General features: G+C 46.5%; 25 protein-coding genes and 1 pseudogene. 22 read left to right on the top strand and 4 right to left on the bottom strand.

Features of this window, described 5'->3' with window-relative positions:
• The first annotated feature begins 3 nt into the window (after positions 1-3).
• From AACL30_RS15945 to AACL30_RS15850, 20 genes are all read left to right on the top strand, one after another.
• Positions 4-174, top strand: a complete 171-nt coding sequence (locus AACL30_RS15945) for a hypothetical protein (protein WP_339057323.1) — start codon at positions 4-6, stop codon at positions 172-174.
• 1 nt (position 175) lies between these two features.
• Positions 176-658, top strand: coding sequence for a DnaT-like ssDNA-binding protein (locus tag AACL30_RS15940; RefSeq protein ID WP_339057322.1), 483 nt, complete (start codon positions 176-178; stop codon positions 656-658).
• 1 nt (position 659) lies between these two features.
• Positions 660-1,007 carry a hypothetical protein gene (locus AACL30_RS15935; RefSeq protein WP_339057321.1) on the top strand — a complete coding sequence of 116 codons (348 nt, stop codon included), beginning with the start codon at positions 660-662 and terminating at the stop codon, positions 1,005-1,007.
• A 1-nt stretch (position 1,008) separates the two neighbouring features.
• The gene (locus tag AACL30_RS15930; protein WP_339057320.1) at positions 1,009-1,464 is read left to right on the top strand and encodes a hypothetical protein; all 456 of its coding nucleotides are present in this window, start codon (positions 1,009-1,011) and stop codon (positions 1,462-1,464) included.
• Entirely contained in the window at positions 1,461-1,745 is a 285-nt protein-coding gene (locus tag AACL30_RS15925; protein ID WP_339057319.1) for a phage tail terminator-like protein, read from the top strand. Before AACL30_RS15930 ends, AACL30_RS15925 begins: the two co-directional genes overlap by 4 nt.
• Positions 1,746-1,996: 251 nt before the next feature.
• The gene (locus tag AACL30_RS15920; RefSeq protein WP_339057318.1) at positions 1,997-2,251 is read left to right on the top strand and encodes an AbrB/MazE/SpoVT family DNA-binding domain-containing protein; all 255 of its coding nucleotides are present in this window, start codon (positions 1,997-1,999) and stop codon (positions 2,249-2,251) included.
• Complete coding sequence (locus AACL30_RS15915; RefSeq protein WP_339057317.1) at positions 2,245-2,598, top strand: type II toxin-antitoxin system ChpB family toxin; 354 nt, start codon at positions 2,245-2,247, stop codon at positions 2,596-2,598. Before AACL30_RS15920 ends, AACL30_RS15915 begins: the two co-directional genes overlap by 7 nt.
• A gap of 80 nt (positions 2,599-2,678) precedes the next feature.
• Positions 2,679-3,341 (top strand): phage tail protein, encoded by a 663-nt coding sequence (locus AACL30_RS15910; protein WP_339057316.1) that lies wholly within the window; start codon positions 2,679-2,681, stop codon positions 3,339-3,341.
• A gap of 10 nt (positions 3,342-3,351) precedes the next feature.
• A complete protein-coding gene (locus AACL30_RS15905) occupies positions 3,352-3,663 on the top strand; it encodes a phage tail assembly chaperone (RefSeq protein ID WP_339057315.1) in 312 nt (103 codons plus the stop codon).
• A 5-nt stretch (positions 3,664-3,668) separates the two neighbouring features.
• On the top strand, positions 3,669-3,974 hold the full coding sequence (locus AACL30_RS15900; protein WP_339057314.1) for a DUF1799 domain-containing protein: 306 nt from the start codon (positions 3,669-3,671) through the stop codon (positions 3,972-3,974).
• On the top strand, positions 3,971-6,979 hold the full coding sequence (locus AACL30_RS15895; protein WP_339057313.1) for a phage tail tape measure protein: 3,009 nt from the start codon (positions 3,971-3,973) through the stop codon (positions 6,977-6,979). The genes AACL30_RS15900 and AACL30_RS15895 overlap by 4 nt, the downstream gene beginning before the upstream one ends.
• Before the next feature lie 175 nt (positions 6,980-7,154).
• Positions 7,155-8,789, top strand: coding sequence for an ankyrin repeat domain-containing protein (locus AACL30_RS15890; protein ID WP_339057312.1), 1,635 nt, complete (start codon positions 7,155-7,157; stop codon positions 8,787-8,789).
• Between the two features lie 251 nt (positions 8,790-9,040).
• Positions 9,041-9,382 (top strand): phage tail protein, encoded by a 342-nt coding sequence (locus tag AACL30_RS15885; RefSeq protein ID WP_339058502.1) that lies wholly within the window; start codon positions 9,041-9,043, stop codon positions 9,380-9,382.
• 14 nt (positions 9,383-9,396) lie between these two features.
• Positions 9,397-10,149 carry a phage minor tail protein L gene (locus tag AACL30_RS15880; protein ID WP_339057311.1) on the top strand — a complete coding sequence of 251 codons (753 nt, stop codon included), beginning with the start codon at positions 9,397-9,399 and terminating at the stop codon, positions 10,147-10,149.
• 2 nt (positions 10,150-10,151) lie between these two features.
• The gene (locus tag AACL30_RS15875; protein ID WP_339058501.1) at positions 10,152-10,859 is read left to right on the top strand and encodes a C40 family peptidase; all 708 of its coding nucleotides are present in this window, start codon (positions 10,152-10,154) and stop codon (positions 10,857-10,859) included.
• Between the two features lie 179 nt (positions 10,860-11,038).
• Positions 11,039-11,791: a hypothetical protein gene (locus AACL30_RS15870; RefSeq protein WP_339057310.1), complete on the top strand. Its 753-nt coding sequence runs from the start codon at positions 11,039-11,041 to the stop codon at positions 11,789-11,791.
• Positions 11,792-11,967: 176 nt separating this feature from the next.
• Positions 11,968-12,546, top strand: coding sequence for a tail assembly protein (locus tag AACL30_RS15865; RefSeq protein ID WP_339057309.1), 579 nt, complete (start codon positions 11,968-11,970; stop codon positions 12,544-12,546).
• A 60-nt stretch (positions 12,547-12,606) separates the two neighbouring features.
• Positions 12,607-13,089 carry a phage tail tip fiber protein gene (locus tag AACL30_RS15860; RefSeq protein ID WP_339057308.1) on the top strand — a complete coding sequence of 161 codons (483 nt, stop codon included), beginning with the start codon at positions 12,607-12,609 and terminating at the stop codon, positions 13,087-13,089.
• 18 nt (positions 13,090-13,107) lie between these two features.
• Positions 13,108-13,392, top strand: coding sequence for a hypothetical protein (locus tag AACL30_RS15855; RefSeq protein WP_339057307.1), 285 nt, complete (start codon positions 13,108-13,110; stop codon positions 13,390-13,392).
• 2 nt (positions 13,393-13,394) lie between these two features.
• Positions 13,395-14,144: a hypothetical protein gene (locus AACL30_RS15850; protein ID WP_339057306.1), complete on the top strand. Its 750-nt coding sequence runs from the start codon at positions 13,395-13,397 to the stop codon at positions 14,142-14,144.
• Positions 14,145-14,183: 39 nt separating this feature from the next.
• On the opposite strand, the gene AACL30_RS15845 is transcribed toward AACL30_RS15850, so the two are convergent.
• Together AACL30_RS15845 and AACL30_RS15840 are read right to left on the bottom strand one after the other, a co-directional pair.
• Entirely contained in the window at positions 14,184-15,914 is a 1,731-nt protein-coding gene (locus tag AACL30_RS15845) for a putative mucin/carbohydrate-binding domain-containing protein (protein ID WP_339057305.1), read from the bottom strand.
• Positions 15,915-16,234: 320 nt separating this feature from the next.
• Positions 16,235-17,119 carry a hypothetical protein gene (locus tag AACL30_RS15840; RefSeq protein ID WP_339057304.1) on the bottom strand — a complete coding sequence of 295 codons (885 nt, stop codon included), beginning with the start codon at positions 17,117-17,119 and terminating at the stop codon, positions 16,235-16,237.
• Between the two features lie 199 nt (positions 17,120-17,318).
• On the opposite strand from AACL30_RS15840, the pseudogene AACL30_RS15835 reads away from it, so the two are divergent.
• Positions 17,319-17,504: pseudogene (locus AACL30_RS15835) on the top strand (transposase); the annotation flags it as partial.
• A gap of 55 nt (positions 17,505-17,559) precedes the next feature.
• Here the strand turns inward: AACL30_RS15835 and istB are convergent.
• Together istB and istA are read right to left on the bottom strand one after the other, a co-directional pair.
• Positions 17,560-18,357 (bottom strand): IS21-like element helper ATPase IstB, encoded by a 798-nt coding sequence (gene istB, locus AACL30_RS15830; protein WP_339058365.1) that lies wholly within the window; start codon positions 18,355-18,357, stop codon positions 17,560-17,562.
• Positions 18,354-19,532, bottom strand: a complete 1,179-nt coding sequence (istA, locus tag AACL30_RS15825) for an IS21 family transposase (RefSeq protein WP_339056344.1) — start codon at positions 19,530-19,532, stop codon at positions 18,354-18,356. The genes istB and istA overlap by 4 nt, the downstream gene beginning before the upstream one ends.
• Between istA and AACL30_RS15820 the strand changes: the two genes are divergently transcribed.
• A complete protein-coding gene (locus tag AACL30_RS15820) occupies positions 19,531-19,686 on the top strand; it encodes a hypothetical protein (RefSeq protein WP_339057303.1) in 156 nt (51 codons plus the stop codon). The genes istA and AACL30_RS15820 overlap by 2 nt on opposite strands.
• The last annotated feature ends 485 nt before the right edge of the window (positions 19,687-20,171 follow it).

The following is a 20,171-nucleotide window of genomic DNA, read 5'->3' as shown; positions in this document are numbered from 1 at the left end:
CCCGTGACGAAAAGCAAAAAAGAAACAGCAGTAACCAAACCACCCTCGACACTGATTGTAATGGTACGACCGCCGCGGTTCGATTCTGATGAGCCGATCACTGCTCATGTCCATGCTAATGAAGTGACCCGCTGGCAGGAGGAAGGGTGGCAACACAGTGAGCAGGGAAAATAACATGCTTATCACTGATATCCATTCACCCGAGCGGGAAAGTTATGCCAGTGTCGCCGATTTACGCCAGCTGGCGAGTAAACGGGGTGAGCCACTCCCCACGGAAGATATTGCTTGTGAAGCCTTGTTGATAAAAGCGATGGATTATCTGGCCGGATTGCACTGGCAAGGCAAACGTACCATCGCTTCTCAACCCTTGGCCTGGCCGCGTTCAGGGGTTATTGTCGAGGGCGATTTATTACCCCAAAATAGCCTTCCATCACAACTTATTCAGGCACAATGCCGTCTTGCTTTGGCAGCACAACAGATGGATTTAACGCCTGCTTTTGCCGGGGGCAAGGACGTGGTTCAGGAAAGTATTGCTGGCGCCGTCAGCGTGACCTATGCGGCAGGCTCGCCTGCCTTATCGCCCCATTTCAGTGGGTTAAAGGGATTACTGCGCGGCTTGCTTGTCAGCAGCAGCCAAATACCGCTCGTCAGGAGGTGAAATGGCGATCCATTATGCAGGTTTACGCCGTACTGCTGATCGTTTACTGCGTGAAAATGGCATATCCTATCGGTTAATCCGTCAAAATATCAAGCTGATCAGCGGCATTGAAGTGCAACTGCCCGAGCAGATCGCCACCGTAACCGGCATTATTTCCTGTTATACCCGCGGTGAGGTGGATGGTACGCTGATCCAACAGGGTGACAGTAAAATGATGGCGACAGCAGAGACGGCAATTTGTCAGGGTGATCGCCTTATTATCGATGACAAAGCGCATCGGGTGATACAGGTCAATCCAGTGAAACCCGCGGCGCTGCTGCTGTGCTATCAATTGCAGTTGAGGGGTTAAGATGGATGATAACAAAGGGTTTATGGCCTCCATTACGGCCTTTATCGATCAGGGCAAACAGGCACATCAACAGTTACCTCAGCTGCTGGGGATAAAAATACTCAACCGCTTGGTGATGATGTCGCCGGTAGGGAATGCGGATACCTGGCAAGGGAAAGCGCCGCCGGGCTACACCGGGGGGCGATTTCGTGGCAACTGGCAGGTGACTTTTGATATGCCGGCAGAAGGGGAAACCGGGCGCATTGACCCCAGTGGCCAGCTCACCTTGACTGATGGAAATCAGCAATTAACGCAGTTTACGCGGGGAACGCGCGCTATTTATTTCAGTAATACCGTGCCCTATGCCACTCGGCTGGAATTCGGTCACTCGAAACAAGCACCTAACGGCATGATCCGGATCACCGCCGCTGAATTTCAGCAATTTTTTAACCAAGCGGCGAAAACGGTGAAAAAATGATGACAGGACGTATCACGAGGCTATTAGAGCAGCATCTGGGCACCTTAGCGAGTAAAAAAGGGATCCCGATTGCCAGTCAAAACGTGCATTTTAGCGACACTGGCAGCCTGTACCTGCAATCGCATCTCTTGCCCGCCACTACCGAATGCTTGGATTTGGCGCAAGTATCACGGATTTATCAGGGCATTTATCAAATCACACTCTGTGCCCCGACAGGCAGCGGTCAATCGCCTATCCAAACGCTTGCTGACGATATCATCAGCGTGTTTGATAAGCGATAGCATTATCAGTTGCACTATCGTCAGCGTGCCCACGCTGTTTGCCGGCATCACCCACTGCACCACCTACAGTTTGCCTCTCAGTATGCGCTATCGGGCGCATGTGATCTGATCGGCAACTATCCCATGGTAAATGATGAGCGTGCTTTACATTTGTCTGAAGATACTTCACCTATAATGTATAGACTAAATATAATTATTGACTTCTTCTGTCACTATTATACGCTGTATAAACATCAACGTTCGGAGGTTTTATGACAGTCGCGATCAAAAAATGGGGCAATAGCCAGGGTATCGTCATACCAGCACCTTTTCTGAAAAAAATGGGGGCTTCTGTGGGGCAAGAGCTGGATGTAGAAATTAAAGACGGCGCGTTGGTTCTGACGCCTAAACCTAAACGCTACACATTGGCCGAACTAATTCAAAAATGTGATGCCAACGCCCCACTTGAGACGGAAGAAAGCGTATGGGGCACCAATCACTCCTCTGTAGGGGAAGAATTATGGTGACACGTAGAAAAGGATTTTCGCGCGGTGATATTGTCTTGTTAACACTTAACCCGACTCGAGGAAGGGAACAACAAGGCGAAAGACGACCGGTATTGGTACTCTCGCCTAAAAGCTTCAATGATCTTGGTATGGTTTTGATTGCCCCGATCACACAAGGCGGGGCGTTCTCAAGGTATCAGGGCTTCACTGTCACGCTCTTGGGGACAGGCGCTAAAACGCAAGGCGTGGTGTTGTTAAATCAATGCAGAATGGTTGATATCACTGCCAGATGCGGAGAATTCATTGAAAAAGTCGATCAGATCGTAATTGAAGATGCACTCGCCAAACTACACACCCTTATCGAATAAAAAAGATCGCCTAACGGCTTTATCTTGATCGACTTATCGCTAAACACCCTCTTACTTATCTCAACATTCGGAGACGCCTTATGGGCTTTGCTTTACCTAATGGTGCCCAGGTTTACCTGGCATCAGCGTATGAAACCGCGCTGCCGTTTACCGCTATCAGCAATGCTGCTCCTGCGGTGCTCACGGTGGTGGGCAACAACAACATTAAAAAAGATGACATCGTTCATCTCGCATCGGACTGGACGGGGCTCAATGAACGGGTGGCGCGTGTCTCTGCCGCCACCGTGACCAGTATCACACTGGAAGCGATTGATACCCGCCAGACCGATCAATTTCCAGCCGGGGGTGGCATTGGCCAGCTGCGCAAAATAAAAACCTGGACAGAAATCCCGCAAATCAAAGAGGTGTCCAGTACCGGCGGTGAGCAACAAACTGTCAGCCTGCAATTCTTATCCGATACCGTGCAACGCCATATCAACACCGTGAAAGCCCCGCGCACACTGACCTATACCTTGGGGCACGATGCTTCGTTAGCGGTGTATCCGTTGTTACGTGCTGCCGATCAGCATCAAGAGACAGTGGCAATGGCCATGTCGGTGCCACTGGCCAAGGAAAAGCGTTACTGGTCAGCAACGCTGGCTTTTAACGAGGTACCGACGACGGAAGCCAATGCGGTGGAAACCGTCTCATTGGTGCTGAATATGCAGAGCCCCGCCATGACCTTTTATAAAGAAATCACCTAAGGAACCCCCTATGTCGATTGAATTTACCTTACAGCCCCAGCCTCGCTTTAAGGCCGATGTCGCTATTCCGCGTGCCGGATTGGACGCGGGCATCCTCACCTTTACCTTCAAGCACCTCCCCCTTAATGAGGTAGCGGCGATGGAAAAACGCAAAAACCAAACCGGACTCGATTTTGTCGAGAGCATTACCGACGCCTGGGCGCTCCCCGATGACTTCACCCGCGACAATTTGACCCGCTTGGCGAATAATTACCCGCAAGCGCTGGAAGCCATCATCACCACCTTTTACCGCGAGCTCCTGGGACAGCGCGAAAAAAACTGAGGGCGGTGGCAACCGCGCTCTACACCCCTGCGCCCAGTGCAGAAGCATTAGCCTGTGCGGGCTTGCGTCCAGAGGACTTTTCCCCCACCTCCCTCGAGGTTTGGCCAGATATTTGGCCTGCGTTCAGGGTAATGCAAGCGATGTCAACCCAATGGCGCACCGGGATGATGGGTCTCACCGGGCTGGATTACGGCTGCTTGCCGCAGGTGATGGCGCTGTTAGGGGTAGAAAACATTGCCACCGTTTTTGACGATATTAGACACATGGAGCGCATTGCCTTGTCACTGATGCATCAGCGGAGTTCAACATGACGAATATTGCGACTATTTCACTCCGTGTTGATACCTCTGGCCTAGAAAAAGGTATCCACGCCCTGGAAAACGTGGGCAAAACCGCTGCGTGTACCGCCAGCAAGGCAGAAGCGGTCAATGCAGCGTTTAAACCGACTGCCACTACGTTGAATCATGTCAGCCAGCAAACGCATCAAGCGACACGGTGCTTACAACAACAGCGTGATGAACTGCATCATTTACTGAGTAAAATCCATCCTGTCACCGCGGCTTTTAGCAAACTTGATGCGATGGAAGCGCAGCTTAGGCGGTATAAAAACTCGCCTCTGATTGACCGCGATACCTTTGACCACGCCGCACAGGCAATTCATCAAGCACGGGAGACACTGGCGAAAGCGGCACAAGCAAGAACCGCGGAAGGGCAAGCGGCGAGGGCACAAGCCCAGGCAGACAAACGCGCCACTCAAGCGAAAATAGCCTTTATTGCCACATTGCGTGAACAAAGTGAATGTCAGGGCAAAACCACCGCGGATAGGTTGGCGTATAAAGCCGCTCAGCTCGGGGTGACACAGCAGGCCGCACCCTTTATCGCCACGCTGAAAGCACAAGAAATAGCGTGGAAAAAAGGCACGCTCTCCGCGGGGCAATACCGTCAGGCGCTGCGTCAATTGCCGATGCAATTTACTGATATTGCCACCTCGATGGTAGGGGGGATGCCACTGTATATGATTGCTATTCAGCAAGGCGGGCAGATTAGAGACAGTTTTGGTGGCATCGGCAATGCATTAAAGGCGATGGGGCGTTTGCTCACCCCCACCAAACTGCTGCTCGGCGGGGTCGCGACCGCGCTGGCAGGGATAGGCATGGCCTATTACCGGGGAGCGCAAGAAAGTCGTACTTTTCACAAACAGCTTATCTTAACCGGCCAATATGCTGGCAAAACCGCAGCTCAATTACAAATTTTAGCGAAAAGGTTATCAGGTGATGGGTTAACGCAATCCGCCTTATCCGCTGTCATGGCACAGGTGGTCGGCAGCGGTGCTTTTGACCGTACACAAATTGCACAAATCAGTGTTGCTGCGGCAAAAATGGCGGCCGCTACCGGGCAATCCATTGATGAAACGGTGCAACATTTCAAACGTTTACAGCAGGAGCCCCTGACTGCCGCGACGGCTTTAGACAAGCAATTACATTTTTTGACCGCCTCCGAGTATCAACAGATAGCCGCGCTGGAACAGTCGGGCAATACGCTGGGGGCAGCACGCTTGGCAATGGAGGCCTATGCCCAGGCTCTAAAAACCCGCGCTGATGATATTGTCACCAATCTGGGGACAATGGAAAAAGCGTGGCACGGTTTAAAGAGCATGGCAAAAAATGCGTGGGATACCATGCTGGATATAGGCAGAGACAAGGGACTCGGCGATAAAATTGCATTAATTGATGCGCAGTTAACTGACCTTAAAAAAGGGTACTTTAATCGCACGATAATTCAGGGGCTAGAACGGCAAAAAGCACTGCTAACAGAAAAGCAATTTCAACAAGACCTCGCTGTCGCTCGCCAAACAGCCCATAATCAGGCGGAAGAAAGCGAAAAAAGGGCATTGCGACGACGCGATTCCTGGCGTGAACAGTATGCGAGCAACGCCCAGCGGCGTAGCCGAGAACTGAAAAAATTTGATGAAATTGCCGCGCGATTCAGTCTCCAGGAGCAGCGGCGCATTCGAGCAGAAATCGCCGCCCGATACGCGGATAAAGCGCTGCCAAAAAATAAAAAACCCGTTGTGAACCGTGATAATGCCGCCACCCGCGCCTTACTGCAAAGCCGTCAACGGCTGGCAATGTTACGTCAACAGGCTACCCTCACCATGGCCATGAGCGAGCAAGAAAAACAGCAGGTGAGATTCACGCAACAGATAGCGGATTTAAAAAACAAATCGCAATTAACCGCTAATCAAAAATCTTTGCTGATACATGCTAAAGAAATCAGTGCCAGCCTGCAACTGGAAGCCCAGCTATCCCGTGAAAATAGCCAACGGCAAAAAGGGCTCACTGCCCTCAAACAGATGGAAGACTACGGCCAGTCGCTTGCTCGTCGTCAGGCTCAGCAGCAAGCCAAATTTGGCCTAACACCGCAACAGGCGCAGCGGGTTAACCAAACCTTTCAGCTGGATAACCACTACCTGAAACAAAAAGAAGGGGTGACTGATACTGAGCAATGGGAAAAAATCACCGCGTCTTATCAGCGCGCGAAACACGCCTTACAGGCCGGATGGGCGCAAGAAGACCAGCAACAAGGCCATTGGCTTGCCGGCATGCAGCAAGGTATCATCGAGTACGGTGAAACTGCCCATCATGTCTTCGCCGCGACGCAAAAACTGGCCAGTCACACTATGGGTAACTTGTCATCGATGATGACGGAATTAACCACCACCGGTAAAGTGAATCTGAAAAGCTTTGCCACTGCCTTTTTAACAAGTATCGTCGATATTATTAATCGCCTACTGATTGCTCAAGCGATACAAGCCGCCATGGGCTGGATAGGGGGGTCTTTTAGCGCGATTCCGGCGAAGGCCGCCAGCAGCGGGGCAATGGGCATCAACACCGGCTGGCAAGGTTACCTGCCCAGTCATGCGAGTGGGGGCTACACCGGTGAAGGAGATAAATACCACCCCGCCGGTATCGTTCACAAAGGGGAATTTGTCATGACCAAAGCCGCCACCGAGCGCATCGGGGTTGATAATCTTTATGCCTTGATGCGCGGGTATGCACAAGGGGGCTTGGTTAATCATCAGCGAACAACATCGGCAAAGGCTCCCCTGTTGGGGATGCAAGGAAAAGGTACCAGGTTAGAAATCAATATTGGCGATATCAACATTCTGAATCAAGGCGCAGGACAACCACAGGGCACCGTCAGCACCCAGGAGAGTGCAGCACTACGAAAACAAATCAAGATGGCCATCACCACCACCCTCAGTGAACAACTCAGTAAGCCCGGCACACCCTTATGGCTGGCAGTGCAGGGGTGATCAAAAACAGAGGCAATGAAAAAATACGAACAGTTTTGTTCACCTCATCATGTTAATCAGAGGATAAAAAATGTCAGCACTAGAAATGCCTAATAAAACGGTGCATTTTAATGGATTGATAATTATTTTTTATATTATAATTAAAAAAATAATTATTAACAAATAGGATATTCTCATGCCAATCGGTAGTAACAGTGTGAACACAGTAAACAATGTAGACCCGGTAAGATATGAAAATTCATATGGAAACACTGACTTCTCTCATAAAGTGGTATCTGTGACGAATACTTCCCAAGCTATCCCGTATACACCTGATCCTCGCACGAGATTAAACGATCTACTGGAACTCGTTAAATCAGGTGCAGATCCAAATCAACCTCACAAGGGAGTCCTAGCTCTAATCTTTGCTATTGAGAGCAACGCTCCAGAAGCAACAGTACGGGCATTCCTTAAAATGCGTGCAGATCCAAAGATATCTCATAATGGAGAAATAGCTTTGTTCTCTGCTCTCGAGCATAAAGTTTCACTAGAAATAATACGACTACTTATTATAAGTGGTGCAGATATAAATCAAACTTATAATGGAGAAACAGTTTTGTTTTTTGCTCTCCAGTGCCAAGCTTCACCGGAAATAATACGACTACTCATTATAAATGGTGCAGATATAAATCAAACTTGTAATGGAGAAATAGCTTTGTTCTTTGCTCTCCAGTGCGAAGTTTCAGAAGCAGTAATACGGGTACTCCTTGAAATGGGCGCAGATCCAGATCTATCCATTGGTACACAGAGGATTTTGTCCCTAGCTATCAGCACCGGAACTTCAAGAGAAGTAATATGGGAACTAGTTAAAATGGGTGCAAATCCGTATCCAAAGAATCCATTTTTTGGAGAGACTTTTTTACAGTTTGCTTGTGACGAGTATATCTCAAATTTTAAGGATAGAAGCCCTATTGTTTTAGAAAAAATACAAACTCTGCTTGTCAAAGTGGTTGCCAACGGTGCAGATCTAAAAACATTTTTACACGATTTTTCTGAAAAATATCTCAGTGAGCCTGCTTTTTTCAAGGATTATCTACAAATACAAAATCATTATAGAGAAAAGATATTAAATACTCTGGATTTTCTGCTTAGAAATGGTAAGAGATTATCAAAAAGTGCTAAAAAATCTCTACAAGTTCTAATTAAAGAAGAAATAATATTAAATAACCCGGCTCCTCTACTTAGCAATGATGAGCCATTAACTGATATACGGAATAACGATCAAAAATTAATTCAGAAAATTCCTGATACTACAGCATTCTTATTAAATTTCATGGCTGAAAAAAATATTCTTAAAAAAGAAGGAATATTAAAGATTCTAGGTCTTCTGCTTAGCAATGGTGTTCCATTACCTGATATATGGAATCAAGATCCAAACTTAATTCAGAAAATTCTTGGTACTACGGTATCCTTATTTGATTTCATGACTGAACGAAATCTAAATAAACTGGCTACTCTTCTAAATAATAAAAGAATAAAAGAAGTGGTGTTGCAAGCAACTAAGGATAGTAATCCTCAGGTCAGTAATTTACTACAAGTTCAGTTTGAAAAAGCAGCACAGAGAGGGGTTCTATTATCCTACGGAAAAATAGGGATGAATGAAATGATAACTAAAATGGTAACAGAGGTGAATAATGATGAAAAAAGTGAAACAAAATTGTCTTTTCCGCCACATGAGTTGCTGCAAACAATGATAAATCTTTTATCTGATGAAGAATTAGAGGCTTTTAGAAAAAAACTAATGCAGCATTTTCAAGAATTAATATTATAGGTTCCGTAAACTACCAGAAGAAAAGCGACGAGATGGAATTAGTGCCAATATTGTAGAAGTTTGAATTTAATCTTATATTTTGATCGTTGCCTTTAAGAGGTTAATGATCCCCAGCAGGTCATAGGGATAAGTCATGATGCCATTAACCGTTATTTGATTTTTTAAAAATGAACTCCACTTTTTCTTTGGTGTACTCTCATGAAGCCGATCCGATAATTATCAAACCGACTCTTTTTTATCCGGTACACATCATGACAATCAACACCTTCACTTGGCGTACGCAAGGTACCCCGGAGGGGAACTTTTTACATCGCATCAGGGTGGCGCAATTTGGCGACGGCTATCAACAGGTGGCTGGCGATGGCATCAACCCGGAACGCCAATCCTGGCCGCTGACCTTTCAAGGCACAGAACCCGATATGCTGCCGTTACTGACTTTTATTCGCCAGCATACGATAAAAGCGTGCTTATGGACTCCGCCCTATGGCGTTTTGGGTCTTTACCGTGTGATAGCGGATTCTATCAAGATGATCCCCTTAGGCGGCAACACCCTGTCTATCAGCTTTACCTTTGAACAAGCCTTTCAGCCTTAATCACGAGTAAAAACATGTCCATTAACACCGACCTGCAACGCCTGTCGCCGGGCAATCGTATTCGTTTGTTCGAAGTCGACGGCACCGCCTTTCATGCCGAGATATTACGCTTTCATGCGGATACCTTAGCCTACACGCCAGAAGAATTAGCCGCTGCCGGGGGCGATGAAACGCAATTACCCGCAAAATCCATTTGGTGGCAAGGTAAGGACTATGCCCCTTGGCCAGTACAGATAGAAGGGCTGGAAACCGCTAGCGACGGGCAACAAGCTCAGCCTAAATTAACCGTCGCCAATTTAAACGGGGTCATCACTGCACTTTGTCTGAAATTTGATGACCTGCTCCAAGCTAAAGTCATTATTCACGATACCTTCAAACACTATCTTGATGCGCGTAATTTCCCGCACGGCAATATTGAGGCCGATCCACAACAAGAAAAAGTCCAGGTTTATCACATCGACAGCAAATCGATGGAAACTAACGAAGTGGTTGAATTCACCCTCTCCAGTCCGGCGGATTTGCAAGGGGTGTTACTTCCGACACGGCAGATTCATTCGCTGTGCAGCTGGGCAATGCGCGGAGGTTACCGCAGCGGTAATGGCTGTGATTATGCGGGTAGCCTGTATTTTGATGAGCAGGGTAATCCCACCGAGGATGTAACAAAAGATAAATGCCGTGGCCTACTAAAAGATTGTAAGAACCGCTTTGGTCAACATCAGCCGCTGCCGTTTGGCGGTTTCCCTGGCTCCGCACTGGTTAAGAGGTGATGATGCGTAAAAAAACGCGACAAGCGATGCTGGCGCATGCGGCTGCCGCTTATCCCTTTGAGTGTTGTGGTGTCATCGCCCAGCAATCACGGCAAGAACGTTACTTCCCCTGCCATAATCTGGCCGCTAATCCTCTCGAGCAGTTTCATCTCGATCCGCAAGGTTACATGGAGGCTGAAAACTGGGGCACCGTCACGGCAATCGTGCACAGTCATCCCGATGCCACTACTCAGCCCTCGGCATTAGATCGCGCGCAATGTGATCACAGCGAACTGCCCTGGCATATTATCAGCTGGCCAGAAGGCGATCTACGCACCCTTCAGCCACGCGGCGAGCTGCCGCTGATCGGACGTGAATTTGTGCTGGGGCATACCGACTGTTGGGGACTGATACTGTCTTATTTTCGCCAGACGCATGGCATTGAACTCAATGATTATCGGGTAGATTACCCTTGGTGGGAATCGGGTCAGGAAAACAGGTATCTGGATAATTGGTATCAATGCGGTTTTCGTGAAGTAAGTGGAGAAACTCAGCCCAGTGATATAGCGATGATGCAAGTTTCAGCACCGGTGGCCAATCATGCCGGGATTTTGCTGGCAGAGGGCATGTTACTGCATCATTTGTACGGCAAATCCAGCCAGAGGGTGCCCTATGGCGGGTATTGGCAAGAGCGTACCGTGAAGGTGGTAAGGTATAAAGTATTGATATAACCTGACTTTGTATCTTCTAAATCATTTTGCTATTAGTTCAATGTATTTTGATTGAACTGCAAAATTTTAAAGTTATGTAATATTTGTCATATTTTATTACATGACTCTATTGTACATAATATGATCAATAAGGGCATTATTGTGGTTTGTATAACATAAAATTAAAAGAGATTAGAAATATGAAAATAAGTTCTTTGTCAATAACAAAGCTTCGAGCCTCTTCACAAGTAAAGCCAGTAGACACAGACATAAAATCATTAGTAGAAGCTAATAATTCTGGATTTCGAATTAGCACAATGCCAGTATTTCCAGTATCTCCAGCAGATCTTTTAAATCCTTTAATAGATTCTTCAATTAAATGGCAGTCTCTGTCGTTTGGACAACCTTCCGTCTCGGGTCATGGTTCTGCTACCAGCCAAGATAAACTTATAGCTTTCAGAAAAAGGCCTGCAGATGATAGCACTCTTCATAATAAACCAGCAAAGTACTTAAAAATTTCCGGCTTGGATAGAGAGAATCATTGTTCCCAATCAAATAGTTCGGACTCATCAATTGGGTTTTCTACTCCTAATAGTAAGGAAAGCATAGGGAACACGGACACCGACGAGCCTAAAAAAGCAATAGAAGACAAAGTAGATAAGTTTTTTCAAACGTACATAAAAGATACTGTGAAGCCAGGAAAATACGATGAAGTAACGAAAAAACTCGTTGAACTCTGTAGATCAGTAAATGAAGACAAGGATAGATTCAGGTGTACATCTCAGAATAATTATGACCGTAATCCCGCAACAGGTGCTATCGGAATTAAATATTCTAAAAAGACAAAAAAGCTATTCCGCGAAGTTATGAATATATGTCAAAACGTTTCTACTTCTGATTTTTATCCCTTTTTAGCTATATGTAGTAATACTTTAGATAACTGGCTGAAGTGATGCTCAGTGAAGAGAGCCGTAGCATCATACAGACATCCTTAAGACACTCACTTACTGCATATTATCATCACTAATTTCACAAAAGAAATAGACTCAAAATCCAAGATTAATACCATTTCAACTTTATAATAAAAAGGCTGCCCCTACAGCCTTTTTTCCTATTGGGAGCCAATACCATGGCAGCATTCCATTCCCCCCTTCGCACCATCCGCCTGTATGGTAAACTCGGACGCTTGTTTGGCCGTGTACATCAACTCGCGGTAGAGACACCAAAAGAAGCGATCAAAGCGCTATCAGTTATCCTCCCTGGATTTGAGCAATTTATGTTGCAAAGCCAATCAAAAGGACTGACCTTTGCGGTATTTAACGGCGCGAATAACATTGGCAAAGATGAACTTGCCAGCGCCTACGGCACTCAAGACATTCGCATTGCTCCGGTGATTATTGGCAGTAAATGGGGAGGGGTGTTTCAAACCATTATCGGTGCGGTGTTAGTGGCAGCGTCCTTTATCCCTGGTGCACAGTTCTTAGCGCCTGTCGGGATATCGATGATGGTCGGTGGCGTGGTGCAGATGCTCTCCCCCCAACCCAGCGGGTTATCACGCCGCGAAGACCCGGATAACAAGCCCAGCTATGCCTTCGGCAGCCCGGTGAATTCTACCGCACAAGGCAATCCGGTGCCTATTGGCTACGGCCAACGACGCATCGGCGGTGCGGTGATTTCGGCGGGGGTGTATGCCGAAGACCAGATGTAGAAATAGACAATAGAGCAATCAACCAAGGTCGCCAAGGCGATCTTTTTTTATGGGTAAATTATGGCCATCATAGGAAACAAAGGCGGCAGCCATCGACCGCCTACGCCGACAGAATCACCGGATAGCCTGCATTCTACCGCCAAAGCCAAAATATTATTAGCACTGGGGGAAGATGCCGGCATGGTGGTCGGTGTGGAAACCCAGGGCAGCAGCGTAAAATCACAAATAGGCTTTAATGCCGATAACTTTATGCTGTTAAGCGGCCAGCAGGGCAAAAAATTCTCCCCCTTTGCGATTAAAAATAATCAAGTCTTTATCCGTGAAGGCTTTATTCAAGACGGCAGCATTACCAATGCCAAAATTGGCAACACCCTCCAATCGACCAATTATGTCGCCAACACTTCAGGCTGGCGATGGAGTAAAAACGGCGGCATTGAAATGAACGGCACCGGCAAAGGAAAAGCCAGAATGACCATTAAAAATAACCGCATTGATGTGTACGATGAAAGAGGCGTGTTACGGGTGCGCTTTGGTAAATTGTGATCAAAAAGGAGCGAAAACATGCATTACGGCATACAAATTAAATTAGACGATGGCACCGATTTAGTTACGGCTATTACGCCGACCTTCATTTTGGATTACCTCTCTTCGGTTAAGGGTCGCACAAAAAGCTACCCGGTTCCTGAGGGGTTGACCTTGAAAGTGATGGACACCACCATGAAAGACACCGGCACTCGGCCTCAGGCGCTGTACGCTGAAAACATCATCATCTCAGGCAATACCGTCACCTTTCCTGATTCTGACCTCTATCCCTTGGGCAGTGATATTGTGGTTTATATGGAGTAAGCATGGCATTCGGATTTGCAATAAGAAACCCTGCCGGCAGACTGTGGATGTCGCCGGAGGTCACGCCGATGAATCTTATCGAACGATTAACGATAACGGCCACCCATGGCGCCCGTTTTACCACCTCGATACCCCAGCATATTCCTATCATTATTTTTGTTCAGTACCAACAAAAAATCGCAACTGCCCACTACGGTAGAACAAATCCGGCTGAAGACAGCGTATTTATAGATTCTAACTACATGAGTACACTGCCTATGTCTAAAGAAAAACTGAAGGAAAAATTATTTGGCGGCTTCACCTGTCATACCTTTATTCACGCCCCCGTTGCCGGCTATCATGCCTATCAACTCACCGGCGGGTTTAATCAATCCTCCGCGATGCGGGTGTATGTTTTTGCCGCGATGGCGAAAAAAACGTCGCGCTACGGATTAGCGATTTACAATGCGGCCGGCACCTTAGTGTATTCAGCCCAAATGAGGCCGTTACAGCTGGAGTATAACGCTACCGGCCACGGCCTTTCATTTTACAGCAACATGCAAGAATCAGTAGCGGTGGTGCCGATGACCTATTCTTTATTGCCTTATTTAAAGCACCCTAACAGTGATTTTTTAATCTGCTACGGGGTAGCTGCCTGTGGCAATGAAATATACAGTGCGATAGAACAACGACGTGACTATCACGGACCTAAAGGGGTTGTGCTAGCTTCATCCGGCTTCTTTTATATCAGAACTGCCATATACGATAAGTAGTTATGCCAGGGAAAATGATTTATCCGGCAGATTACCATGCTACCAAAAGCCGCTGTATGACCCTGCACTGACCAAAGCACTGAAAAATTCGGATGGCGTTAGCCTGTTATCTTGCTGACAGGAAACGGCGCCTAAAGGGAAAAGGGTAAAACCAGACATTGCCTGAGCCATCTTGTCTGCTGTATCGCCCTGTGTTGGCTGAGGTGAAAACAGAATTTTTTCCAGACCTCTCGGTGTCATGATAAAGGTCGTGGTTTTTGCAGCTACGGCAACATCAACCTTGACACCAGAAGAGAAAATTTTTAAGCATTCTTCTGCCTGCGCATGATATATCTCCAGTTTATCGCCCTCAGAAAACAAAACCCGGGTACGTAACATGCCGGTATCACTGCCTTTGATCTCTTTTTTAAAAAACACCCGGCCTTTTTTATTGATCACGTTAATGCTTGCGTAAACGGAGTCCTGAGCATGCTCATCCGCCAGGGGCTTACTGATATCAATCTCCAGCTGCCTGGCAACGGCATCCACAGAAAGAGAAGCAAATGCATAATTATTCCTGTCCAGCAGGGTCATTTGATGAGCCGGTATCAGCCTTTTCAGCCCGGTTTTTGTCATGATGAAACGGTTTGTTTTGGCATTGGGCACCGATGCACCCTGGATATCTGAGGCGAACAGTAAACTGGTTTCTGCCTCAGCATGATAAATTTCCAGTTGATAGCCCTCAGTAAATGGGATCTCTTCACGTGGAGACACCCTACCTGTGCTTTTTATTTTTTTTTCAAAAATAACCTTGCCTGCATGATTTCTGATTCTAATCTCAGCATAGGTTTTATCTCTGAAATAATCATCTGCCTCTGTTGCTTCATCGAACACATCAACACATAGCATGCTGTGTACTTTATCAATAGAAACGAGAGCAATATCGGTATCCCCCGCACGTAAAAGTGACTTTTTCCAATAGGCTCCTGGCGTTACCTCTTCCTTTATCCTTGCCCACATCTTTGCCCTGGCCTGTTCCCCAGCCTTTATTCGTTCCTCTGATTGCGGATTGCTGTCGCGACCATGCAGCGTCCATAAAGCCAAAAAATCAGCAACCTGTAATCCCGTCGAACCCGGGTTATACGACATTATCGTGCGAGGATCCTTCAGGTCATCGCTGTGATCCAGTCTAAGCGCATGCCCGATTTCATGAACAAGAAAAAATTTAAAATACTTTGGAGCTAGGCGAGCCTTCCGCCTGGTATTCATCCAGATTTCGTTGCTTTTAGAAGGGACAGTAGTGGAATCAACAAAACCGAGAAGGCTACTCGTTGCAGCATCGAAATTAACAAAACCGAGAAGGGTACCCGTTGAAAGATGGAAATTACCAAAGACCAGATCAGCGAGTTCATCATCCTCAACCTGGCGGAACTCCAGACCGGTTTTCTCTGCAATTTCATTAAGAACAGACTGGGTTATCTCTCGTTGTAGTGCGGTAAAGGTGGTCAAACCCGATACCGACGGCTTTTTGTTTTGCCGTATGACAACATCATGATAACGGGGGGTAAGATAGTGAAAGGTCAGTTCCTTTTCTTTATCCGCCAGTTTATCTGGCTGTAATCCAGGGATGACTTGTGCTTCTATCAGGTACTGTATGAGTTGTGTTGCTAGCTCTTCATCAACAACAGACTGCGGTATCACCTGTTTTTGCTCTGTGGACGTTGTTAAATCTACATCGGATATCCTGTTATCCGGTTCTTCCACGGTATTGATTAAATTGGTTCTATCCATGATGATGACACTCCTTTTATGACACAGCTCCCGCTATGTAACCTATTTTTATTACGTGACGGCACATATTTCACAGACCTTGCCAAAGTTACAGAAGATTTACCGATAGTAGGTACCCTGTAATTTAACTGATATGTATTAATAAATATTATTTTATATCAATATATTATTGGCGCCTCTTTCCCTTCCTATTGTCAAAATGTCGCTAATGTCATTCCGTACCGTAGCCATAAAATGAAAAAAGTAGATCATCTTTCCGTAAGGGCAGCAAATAACCCAACAGAGGCCAGGTGCTGCTCTTCGCTTAAAGAATAATTTTGTTATTGAACGGCAAGACGCTGCAATCTGGAAAGATATTTATCTGTTTTATCAACCTCTGCCATCATTTTTTTGAGCATGGACATTGTCTTTTGCGGCTCTTCAGAAACTATGGTCACTTTATAATCGGGTTTAGCTTCCATGACATCCAAAATTTGTGTAATTAAGAAACGGCATCGAGGGTCGTAGGAGTCCCCGCATTTTGTCATATCGACAAAAATTTCAGGGCAATTTGTGATGTTTTGAAGAGTATTTTTTCGAAAATCTTGAAATGCTTGCCATGCTGAATCTTGGTGTGCTTTCTCTGCTAAATCTTGGAATGCTCGGAGTGTTTGCCCTACTTTGGCTGATACCATGTCATATTTTCTAATATACTCGGAATGTTTTTCAAGATAATCAGTTATTGAAAGCTGATAAGCTTCTGAAGAAACGGTGACAGTACCCGGTGTGGTGATCACTCCGCGTTTAATGCCATTAGCACGAAAATCTTCGCCTGGGATCAACTCTACGGAAGTAAAACGGCCGGCATAGCGGCTTTTCATGCGTGGTGATAACAATTCATTGCCAGATATTGTATCGCCCACCAAATCTTGCTGAGACTGACGATTAGACACCAAAATCACCTTGACCGGCTGGCCGTTTTTATTCAACAGGGTTTCAGTGTTCAGTAAATCAAAGAGCACTTTCTGATAGCGATAATTCCCTTTGGGATCGTTACAGTCATCAATCACCAGGTATTCAGTATCTGATGCAGCCAACTTATGCTGCAAGTTAACATCATCAATCAGCGTATGTGATTCTATCCAGAGTGTTTTTAAAGCCTGAGTGGAAAAATAGTCTTTCAGCACCGTGGTTTTACCCATACCAGGTGCGCCATAAAATGCCACACCATTGTGACCTGGATTAGCCTGTAATGTTTGCAGCCACTGATGTATTTGTTTCTGATTCTCTGTTGGCGCGAAATTGTTTATTCGTTCTGGTACAGGATAATGCTTAAGTAGTGTCGTCACGTAATAAAAAATATATTATCATGTAACAAATAACGACAACTGTTGAGATGATTCAATAATGAAAGATGATTCGGGAATGAATTTAGCCCATCGCCGCCACGATATATCCGATCATGTTTGGAGCCTATTGGAAGCTCATCTCCCGGGGAGAAAAGGCACTTGGGGTGGCATAGCCAGAGATAACAGGCAGTTTATTAATGCTGTTTTCTGGATATTGAGAACCGGCGCTCCCTGGCGTGATTTACCGCCTGATTATGGCGGTGTCAACGCTACTTTAGATTGACCACTTTTTGCTACTTTAAAATGTCCAGTTTTTGCTAATTTTCCTGTTGGGTTTCTATTCCAGGCGCCTGGATAATATCAGTCGTTTTTATAGGCAACATGCCTGCTTTGCGTTTATTTTTGAGTCGATAGCTTTCTCCTTTAATATTCAATGTGGTTGAATGATGTAAAAGCCTGTCTAAAATCGCAGTTGCTAAAATGTGATCACCGAATACGTCCCCCCAATCAGTAAAACTTTTATTTGATGTGAGAATGATGCTCGCCTTTTCATAACGACGGCTCAATAACCTGAAAAATAGGCTAGCTTCTTCGCGATTCATCGGTAAATACCCGATTTCATCCAGTATTAATACCCTGGCATAGCACAGTTGCTGAAGTTGGCGTTCCAGACGGTTTTCTTGCTTTGCCTTCATTAAGGTACAGCAGAGTCTATCCAGAGGCATAAACAATACCCGATGCCCAGCTGTAGCTGCCTTGACAGCCAGCGCTATCGCCAAATGCGTTTTCCCTACCCCAGGTGGGCCTAACAAAATGACGTTTTCATGATGTTCGACAAACCTCAGCCCCGCCAGCTCGCGGATAATTTTCCTGTCTATACTTGGTTGGAAAGTAAAGTCAAATTGCTCCAAGGTTTTTATCCACGGCAAACGTGCTTGTTTTAACCGCGATTCCAAGCCTTTTTGGTGACGCCCGTTCCATTCCTGGGCTAATGCCTGCTGGAGAAATTCACGGTAGTTCAGTGCTTTCTTGGTGGCTTCTTCACATAAACTCTCCAACGCATCGCCCAGGTAATCCATTTTTAACCGTATCAACAAGTTTTCCATTTCCATCAGAGTAGCTCCTCATACACACTGAGCGAACGAGACGCTACTCGATTGACCTGTTGCCAAAGGGCTTGATGATGTTCTGGCACCTTTTGCCAGCCCTGCGTTACCTCCTGCAAGAGATGCGTCGCGAGCAGTTGCTCATCGCCGTAAATACGTAGCGTATTATCTAAACCGATACGAATATTAACCGCACGACCACACCAGAATGAAGGCACGCTATAGCGATTACCTCTGACATCGATATAGCTGTCCCATGCCACTTGTCGTAGGTCGAAGTAGCTGGTATCGAAATCAGTCGCAGGGAGTGGCATCAAGGCTATTTTTTCCTCAGCAAAACGATTTTCCGGTGTCTGCTTGAATTGACGAAGATGACGCTGGTCTGCCACTTTCGCCAGCCACATCGCTAGCAGTTGATTAACATGAGCGAAACTCTCAAACTGACGGTAGCGAGTGAAAAAATTGTGTTTAACATAGCCCACCATCCGTTCGGTTTTGCCTTTCGTTTGCGGTCGATAAGGCTTACAGGCGCGAGGGCTAAACCCATAGTGATTAGCCAGTTGCAGGAAGCCCGCATTGAACTCGATGTGGCCATTTTGTCCATGTTTGATAACAGCGGCTTTTTGGTTATCTACCAAGACATTTTTTACGCTGCCACCGAAGTAATTGAAGCTGCGAACCAGCGATTCATACGTGTGCTCAGCATCTTGCTTAGGGGCAGCAAAGACATGAAAGCGACGCGAAAAACCGAGCGTATTAACGGCAAAATTAACCGTACAGGCAGAGCCTGCCACCTCAACGATGATTTCTCCCCAATCGTGTTGAAGTTGATAACCGGGGAGGGTTTCAAAGCGTACCGTGTTTTTCGAGGCCCTGAGCGGACGTTTGGGATGTATATAACGTCGGAGCATCGCACTCCCACCCCGGTAGCCTTTTTCACGGATTTCCTCAAAAATAACCGCCGCATTCCAAACCTGTTCACTCAACCTTGAATCGATGTAGTCTTTAAAGGGCTCGAGTTTAGCAACCTGTTTTTTACCGCGTTTTGCTGTTGGCGGCGCAGGATAGCTAATGTGCCGTCTCACCGTTTTTTCTGAACACCCTATCTGATGGGCAATATCAACAATAAATGCCCCCTGTTGATGGCGTTGTTTTATCATGTAGTGGTCCTCTCTTCTTAGCATGCTTATTTCCCTCATGGCTTTGTCACCACAAAGGAAACTGCATTCTGGCTTGAGTGGACAAATTAAATTAGCAATTTACGGTCTTTTATCATTAGCGCTGACACGTTACAAAGGCTTAGCTAAAAATACGGCGCTACTGTTTTCTCCGACGTGATTTTCTCTGCCAAAACCCCATAACCGAGACACACCAATGACTGCAAGACCCTGTTTCCCTCCGGTACAATCTTGGTGCATGATATTTTTTCTGATACGCGGTTTTCCAACGCGAACGCCGATACACCGCTAAGAAGCAGGAGCAGTAACGACAATAAAAGGCGGGAAAGGCAGGTTTTCATCTGCGCAGTATAGACAGATAACCCTCTTTTTTCATTAGTGGTCAAAGTTTTTGGCGATTACGGCAACCCGTGACGGCGACGCGGTTTACCGGGGCGCGGGCGCGGGTTCTGCGGGCGCGGGCGGCAGAGAGCCCGCAAGCGCCGTTCACGGCGCTCATGACTCGGATGCCACAGAGAACCACGATGGGGAGCCACCATGGCAGTATTTAGAGTCAGTAAGGGGTGAGGACGATTAAAAAGAGGTTTGATGCACTGAGGGAGAGCCCCCGGCAGGGCTGAAGAAGAACGGATTGGCTGACAGCGG

This window comes from Candidatus Regiella endosymbiont of Tuberolachnus salignus (assembly GCF_964020115.1).
Lineage (GTDB): Bacteria > Pseudomonadota > Gammaproteobacteria > Enterobacterales > Enterobacteriaceae > Regiella > Regiella insecticola.
This window is presented reverse-complemented; position numbering and strand designations above follow the sequence as displayed.

Bases quoted from the DNA above. Each gene is read 5' to 3' on its own strand.
- AACL30_RS15905 (WP_339057315.1), top strand. From the start codon at position 3,352: ATGTCGATTGAATTTACCTTACAGCCCCAGCCTCGCTTTAAGGCCGAT.
- istA (WP_339056344.1), bottom strand. From the start codon at position 19,532: ATGCTAAGAAGAGAGGACCACTACATGATAAAACAACGCCATCAACAG.
- AACL30_RS15875 (WP_339058501.1), top strand. From the start codon at position 10,152: ATGCGTAAAAAAACGCGACAAGCGATGCTGGCGCATGCGGCTGCCGCT.
- AACL30_RS15925 (WP_339057319.1), top strand. From the start codon at position 1,461: ATGATGACAGGACGTATCACGAGGCTATTAGAGCAGCATCTGGGCACC.
- AACL30_RS15860 (WP_339057308.1), top strand. From the start codon at position 12,607: ATGGCCATCATAGGAAACAAAGGCGGCAGCCATCGACCGCCTACGCCG.
- AACL30_RS15845 (WP_339057305.1), bottom strand. From the start codon at position 15,914: ATGGATAGAACCAATTTAATCAATACCGTGGAAGAACCGGATAACAGG.
- AACL30_RS15855 (WP_339057307.1), top strand. From the start codon at position 13,108: ATGCATTACGGCATACAAATTAAATTAGACGATGGCACCGATTTAGTT.
- AACL30_RS15920 (WP_339057318.1), top strand. From the start codon at position 1,997: ATGACAGTCGCGATCAAAAAATGGGGCAATAGCCAGGGTATCGTCATA.
- AACL30_RS15940 (WP_339057322.1), top strand. From the start codon at position 176: ATGCTTATCACTGATATCCATTCACCCGAGCGGGAAAGTTATGCCAGT.
- AACL30_RS15870 (WP_339057310.1), top strand. From the start codon at position 11,039: ATGAAAATAAGTTCTTTGTCAATAACAAAGCTTCGAGCCTCTTCACAA.
- AACL30_RS15865 (WP_339057309.1), top strand. From the start codon at position 11,968: ATGGCAGCATTCCATTCCCCCCTTCGCACCATCCGCCTGTATGGTAAA.
- AACL30_RS15850 (WP_339057306.1), top strand. From the start codon at position 13,395: ATGGCATTCGGATTTGCAATAAGAAACCCTGCCGGCAGACTGTGGATG.
- AACL30_RS15880 (WP_339057311.1), top strand. From the start codon at position 9,397: ATGTCCATTAACACCGACCTGCAACGCCTGTCGCCGGGCAATCGTATT.
- AACL30_RS15895 (WP_339057313.1), top strand. From the start codon at position 3,971: ATGACGAATATTGCGACTATTTCACTCCGTGTTGATACCTCTGGCCTA.
- AACL30_RS15935 (WP_339057321.1), top strand. From the start codon at position 660: ATGGCGATCCATTATGCAGGTTTACGCCGTACTGCTGATCGTTTACTG.
- AACL30_RS15910 (WP_339057316.1), top strand. From the start codon at position 2,679: ATGGGCTTTGCTTTACCTAATGGTGCCCAGGTTTACCTGGCATCAGCG.
- AACL30_RS15820 (WP_339057303.1), top strand. From the start codon at position 19,531: ATGCTTATTTCCCTCATGGCTTTGTCACCACAAAGGAAACTGCATTCT.
- AACL30_RS15915 (WP_339057317.1), top strand. From the start codon at position 2,245: ATGGTGACACGTAGAAAAGGATTTTCGCGCGGTGATATTGTCTTGTTA.
- AACL30_RS15885 (WP_339058502.1), top strand. From the start codon at position 9,041: ATGACAATCAACACCTTCACTTGGCGTACGCAAGGTACCCCGGAGGGG.
- AACL30_RS15890 (WP_339057312.1), top strand. From the start codon at position 7,155: ATGCCAATCGGTAGTAACAGTGTGAACACAGTAAACAATGTAGACCCG.
- AACL30_RS15930 (WP_339057320.1), top strand. From the start codon at position 1,009: ATGGATGATAACAAAGGGTTTATGGCCTCCATTACGGCCTTTATCGAT.